Annotated in this window: 6 protein-coding genes; 5 read left to right on the top strand and 1 reads right to left on the bottom strand. The window is 42.2% G+C overall.

Annotated elements, in window-relative coordinates; genetic code table 11:
- Positions 1–388: 388 nt before the first annotated feature.
- From rlmD to Q5866_RS20695, 4 genes are all read left to right on the top strand, one after another.
- Positions 389–2,179, top strand: coding sequence for a 23S rRNA (uracil(1939)-C(5))-methyltransferase RlmD (rlmD, locus tag Q5866_RS20680; protein WP_303182275.1), 1,791 nt, complete (start codon positions 389–391; stop codon positions 2,177–2,179).
- Positions 2,180–2,250: 71 nt separating this feature from the next.
- A complete protein-coding gene (locus tag Q5866_RS20685; protein ID WP_303182265.1) occupies positions 2,251–3,039 on the top strand; it encodes a Ku protein in 789 nt (262 codons plus the stop codon).
- A gap of 49 nt (positions 3,040–3,088) precedes the next feature.
- Entirely contained in the window at positions 3,089–3,322 is a 234-nt protein-coding gene (locus tag Q5866_RS20690; protein ID WP_303182267.1) for a hypothetical protein, read from the top strand.
- A 2-nt stretch (positions 3,323–3,324) separates the two neighbouring features.
- A complete protein-coding gene (locus Q5866_RS20695; RefSeq protein ID WP_303182269.1) occupies positions 3,325–3,555 on the top strand; it encodes a hypothetical protein in 231 nt (76 codons plus the stop codon).
- 805 nt (positions 3,556–4,360) lie between these two features.
- On the opposite strand, the gene Q5866_RS20700 is transcribed toward Q5866_RS20695, so the two are convergent.
- Complete coding sequence (locus tag Q5866_RS20700; RefSeq protein ID WP_303182271.1) at positions 4,361–4,726, bottom strand: helix-turn-helix transcriptional regulator; 366 nt, start codon at positions 4,724–4,726, stop codon at positions 4,361–4,363.
- Between the two features lie 369 nt (positions 4,727–5,095).
- On the opposite strand from Q5866_RS20700, the gene Q5866_RS20705 reads away from it, so the two are divergent.
- Positions 5,096–5,439 (top strand): recombinase family protein (locus Q5866_RS20705; protein WP_303182273.1); only part of this gene is annotated, 344 nt, incomplete at its 3' end.

A 5,439-nucleotide genomic window follows, 5' to 3' on the forward strand; every position in this document is an offset into this window, starting at 1 on the left:
TCCAAGTGTCAGGTCGCCGTCAACAGCTTGGTGCAAAGGATTATAAAAAAGTGATTTTTTATCCCCTGCAAAGCGGCAAAAGAGCTTTAAAAGAGCGCCTGTCGCAAACGTCGAAAAGGGCAGTAAATTTTCGCGCAGGGAGCGGAGTTTGGGAAAATGCCCGCGTCGTTCGGTAAGGCGGAAAGCACTAAAAATTTCCGTAAAAAGGCGTTGGCATTCAAAAAAGCATTCTTTCTCGGCGTTCAAAGGCGGGGGAGAGAAAAGCGCCGATATATAAAAGGGGAAAGTCCGCGGCAGAAGGGAGAAAATCGTTTCGGGGAGAGCGCCGCGGACGCAAGCAAAATAATGAGGAGGTCGGAAAAGAGGATTTATGCCGGAAAAAAATCAAATGATTTGTGCCGTAACGGACGCATTGGGCAGTAACGGCGAAGGGATTGTCAGGCACGAAGGAGTCACTTTTTTCGTGCCTTATTGTTTGCCGGGCGAAAAAATCAGATTTCGCGTGCTCAAAGTCAAGGACAAAATCGGGTACGGAAAAATCGAGGAAGTGCTCACGCCCGCGGAGGAACGGGTGCGCGAAAAGTGCCCCGTCTTCACCCGCTGCGGGGGATGTCAGCTGCAACATCTCGCCTATCGTTCCCAGCTGCGCTTTAAAGGGAACGTCGTCAAGGACGCCCTGCGCAAGATCGCGGGGATTCGCCTTTGCGTCCCTGCCGCAATCAAGAGCGATCTGCCCTACGGCTATCGCAACAAATTGCAAATGCCCGTCGGAGTGGATAAAGAGGGCAATAACGTCATCGGATTTTACGCGGAACGAAGCCATAGGATCATTCCCGTTTCCACCTGCGTCATTCATCCCGAATGGGCGGAAAAGCTCATCGCCGTGCTCCATCGCTATATGAAGGAATGCGCGGTGAAGGGATACGACGAGGAAGCGGGCACGGGAAGTTTAAGGCATATCGTCGTGCGGGAGATCGGCGGAAAATTCATCGTCACGCTCGTGTCCGTCACCGAAAATTTGCCGAACCTTCAATATCTCATCGAACTTTTGTATACCGTTTTCAGGACGTTCACCTTTTATCTGAATATCAACGCGAAGGATACGAACGTCGTATTCGGGGAACAGTTCATTCTCGAACACGGACCGGGATATTTCGAGGCGGAAGAGCAGGGAATCCGTTACGAGGCGGGACCCGTCACCTTTTTACAGGTGAACGAGAACGTGCGGGCGAAACTGTACGAAGCGGCGCTGAAAGCCGTCGTTTCCACGGGGGACGAAGTGGTTGTGGACGCCTACTCGGGCGGCGGGCTTCTGACGGCGATGCTGGCGAAATCCTGCAAGCGCGCCTATGGCATCGAATTAGAGGCGGAGGCGGTGAAATGCGCCGACGCCCTCAAAGAAAAAAACGGACTTTCCAATATGACGAATATCTGCGGATACGTGGAGGAAAAGTTGCAGGGCGTTTTGGAAAAAGAGCAGGGGGAGGAGATTCGTTTGATTCTCGATCCGCCGCGGGCGGGAATCGCGCGCATCGTCGTCAGGGCGATTTTAGAATCGGGAATTTCCAAAATTGCGATCATCAGCTGCAACCCCGCTACTTTGGCGCGTGATCTCGGCCTTTTGACGGGCAGCCTCGTCGAAAAGGACGGCGAGCTGATCAAGAATTCCGAGTACGCGGCTTTAAACGCGTCTAAAACAAACGAATGTTCGTCGCTCGATACCTTATCCGAGAAAGAGGAAAAAACGCCGCAGATCGAAAATGAAGCGGGTTTAAACGGATTTTACACGATAGAGTGGATTCAGCCTTTCGATATGTTCCCTCAGACCAAGCACGTCGAGACGTTGGTAATGCTTTCCAAAAAATCTACAAGTCATATCGACGTAGAAATTGAATTTGGCGAAGATGAAGGAAAGGTATCCTTAAAAAAGATAAAGGAACGCGCAGAAGCCCGTAAGCCCAAAGAGAAAGTAACCTACAAAATGATACAGGATCATATCGAAAAGAATTACGGCTTCAAGGTTCACACAGCATATATTGCGGAAGTGAAACGCGATTTGGGTTTGCCGATGTACGATGCCCCTAATGCGGTAGAAGAATTAAAAAGACCGAGAGCGCATCCGACTGAAAAAATGGTAATTGCGATAAAAGATACTTTGCGATATTTTGAAGTTATCTGACTATATTATAAAAAAGGCGGCTATTCAACAATAGTCGCTTTTTTATTTTTATTTCTGCCCATACTGTTATCATGGCATACAGTTATAAGGGCAGTATCAGTTTCGGGTTGGTGTATATTCCCGTTACGTTGCACAACAGCATCAAACAGAACGACATCGGATATAACATGATTGATAAAAAGACCATGAGCCGTGTGCGCTATAAAAAGACGTGCGAAGATTGCGAAAATCGGGAAGTCAAACAAGAGGATATCGTAAAAGAAGAATTATACAAGAAATTAAAAGCGGATTATCCTATCTTCTTTACGCGCCACGAAAGACCTATCCCGAATTACGATAACGTGTATGAATACGACGGAATAAAAATTATCGTTGAGCCGCAAGAAAAGCAAGGCGAATATGCAGAACACAGAGTAAAGGAACTATACGACGATCTAACGCCTAACCTTAACGATTTTACAGATGAAATACTTACCTTGCCGAAGGAACAGGCAATAGGATATTTGCAAAGCATTTTGACGCAGTACGACGCCGAAGAAGTTTACGAATATCTTACTAACGCAAAAAGACTCGGCGAACTTCACGACTTCGCAGAGTTCAAGGAAATACAAAGATACTTTGACAAGGAAAACGTAATAGGACTATCTACGTATATGTTTTTCTTCAAAGGGGATTTTAAGTCGTTCGGGTGTACTATTCAAACCGCCGAAGCGGAAACGACAAAGACAATGCTTTACGACGACGGCGAGGATTACGAAACGGCTTTACGTTATTTCAAAAATCAAAGTCCTATCGGCTGTGTATATCTGTTTGACAGATTGCAAGGCGAAGGCAAAAATAAAAACAACGAAATGGAGTGATATATTGGGAAAATTACTTATAAACGGAAAATTATATAATCCCGTAAAAATGGGCGATACGGGCGATTGGTACGCCGGCGAACAGAACGCAGTATGCGGAGATTGCGGAGTTAAATTCGGTGAACAACATTTACCCGGTTGCGATATTGAACGCTGTCCCGTTTGCGGACGTCAGCTTATTTCTTGTAACTGTGGCGAGGTTTACGACGTAGCCGAAAACGCCAAAGAGGAAGAAGTGGAAAGATTGCTTCAGGAACAAATAAGACAACAGGAAATGGAGTAAATATGACGAACAGAAAGAAACAACAGGTAAAGTACGATTCCAGAGGACAAAGCGGAAATATTTTTGCTATTCTCGGTCAAGTCCGAAGCGTACTTCAAAAGCAACAACGGATAAACGATTATAACGAGCTTTGGGATAGAGTTAATCATTCCGAAAGTTATGAGGACGCATTAAAAATCATCAATGAATACGTAACGCTCGTTGATATTCGTTCTAAGCAAAGCGAAATGTAGGAGGGAGACATTGCCGAATTGGGTAAAAAACAGACTTACTATAACAGGCGACAACGCCGAAGAAATTATAAAAAATCACGTCGTTACGGACGAAGAAGGCAAACAAAAATTAGACTTCAACAGCATAGACAAGCTGCCCGAAGAACTTTTGATAGAACGAAGTGCAAGGAGTATAGACGGCTTTTCGCTGTATATCGCAAAAATCAATCCGCTAATATCAAATATAGGCACTTACACCAAGAAGCCTAATTGTGAAATGGAATAGGTATAAGCCGCAAACAAAAGAATTTTTATCAACATAGGAATTGTGCTTATCGTTTGTTTTTCTCTTGTGAATTTTATCGTAAATATCGTTATGATAAACGGAACGGACAAGCAAGGTTTTAGAACTTACGATACAACAAAAAAACGAGATTACATATAAACATACGTCGGGCAAAAATACGAAAATTATATTCGATAATGAATCCGTAAAAATTGTTGATTCTTACGAATTAAACAGAAAAGAGCGATTGGAAATTTTATGTTTTATCGTTTATTGTTTCAAGGAAAAAGATATTCCTTGCCGTAGAACTATTCAAAATCTGGAAGGCGAACTGATAACGCACAATTTCTTGTATAAAATCAACTACAAAAGGGATAGTACGCAAGACACCGATCTTGACTATACCGAAGATGAACGGTGGTACGTAAACGCCGCTACAATCATAATGCAAATTTTAGGATTATAAAGGAGAGGGGCAAAATTGATTTAGTTTGATAGAAAAGGAAAAGCGTCCTTTCCAAATTTTTTGGGAAAGACGCTTTATTTCATAAGTTTAATAAAGGTATCAAGTGCGGATTGAAATTCAGTATCGGATATATATTTGTCAATAAGGTTATGAAATGCTTTATCATTTTTATATTTTGTCAATATCTGTATCTGCTTTTGGGATAAACAAGTTGTCTCGTTTAATCCCATAAAATCCAAAATTGATACGTTCATAAAATCACATACTTTTGGAAGTAAATCTATATCGGGAATACATTTACCAAGTTTCCACCTGCGAACGGACGCGGAGCTAACGCCTACGGCATTTGCAAAAGCGTGGTCGCTTACGGCATTATCCTTTTGCCATTGATTCAAAAAAATTTTAATATGTTCTCTTATCGAAAAATCGCTCATTTTCATCACCTAAGAGTAGTTTACAAAAAAGTTGCGGAAAAGTCAAGCAAAAGTCGCCACAATAGTTTGATTTTTTATAATAAATATGCTATAATAGTATTAGCGATAAAAAGTGCGCTGATACTAAATTAGTTAATCGAAAAATAAGGAGGTATTAGTGCACAGAATAAAAAAGAGAAAAATCAGTGAAGGTATATATATTCGTGAGAAAATCGAGTATGTAGAAATAGAAAGATTTGTCAATGTACTGGCAAAACTTATAGAAAAATATGCGGAGAAAGTAGAGCCCGCCGAAAAAAAGCCAAACGATAAAAAGGAGTGAAGTTGATGAATAAAAGGACAAAGTGTTACATTTATACCAGAGTATCTACGAGTATGCAGGTTGACGGATATAGCTTGGACGCTCAAAAAGAAAAATTGATAAAGTATGCGGAATATCAAAACTGGACGATTGTTAGAGAGTACAGCGACGAAGGTAAATCAGGAAAAAGCATAAACGGACGTCCTGAATTTGTACAAATGTTGGAAGATATAGAAAACAATATTGACGGAGTATCTTTCGTTTTAGTATTCAAACTTTCCCGTTTTGGTAGAAATGCAGCCGACGTCCTTTCTTCACTTCAAAAAATGCAAGACTACGGAGTTAATCTAATATGTGTTGAGGACGGAATAGACAGTTCCAAAGATAGCGGAAAACTGATGATTTCTATTTTGTCAGC

The sequence above is a fragment of the uncultured Butyricimonas sp. genome, from assembly GCF_959596855.1.
GTDB classification, from domain to species: domain Bacteria; phylum Bacteroidota; class Bacteroidia; order Bacteroidales; family Marinifilaceae; genus Butyricimonas; species Butyricimonas muris.

Bases quoted from the DNA above. Each gene is read 5' to 3' on its own strand.
- Q5866_RS20685 (WP_303182265.1), top strand. From the start codon at position 2,251: ATGGCATACAGTTATAAGGGCAGTATCAGTTTCGGGTTGGTGTATATT.
- rlmD (WP_303182275.1), top strand. From the start codon at position 389: ATGATTTGTGCCGTAACGGACGCATTGGGCAGTAACGGCGAAGGGATT.
- Q5866_RS20700 (WP_303182271.1), bottom strand. From the start codon at position 4,726: ATGAAAATGAGCGATTTTTCGATAAGAGAACATATTAAAATTTTTTTG.
- Q5866_RS20695 (WP_303182269.1), top strand. From the start codon at position 3,325: ATGACGAACAGAAAGAAACAACAGGTAAAGTACGATTCCAGAGGACAA.
- Q5866_RS20690 (WP_303182267.1), top strand. From the start codon at position 3,089: ATGGGCGATACGGGCGATTGGTACGCCGGCGAACAGAACGCAGTATGC.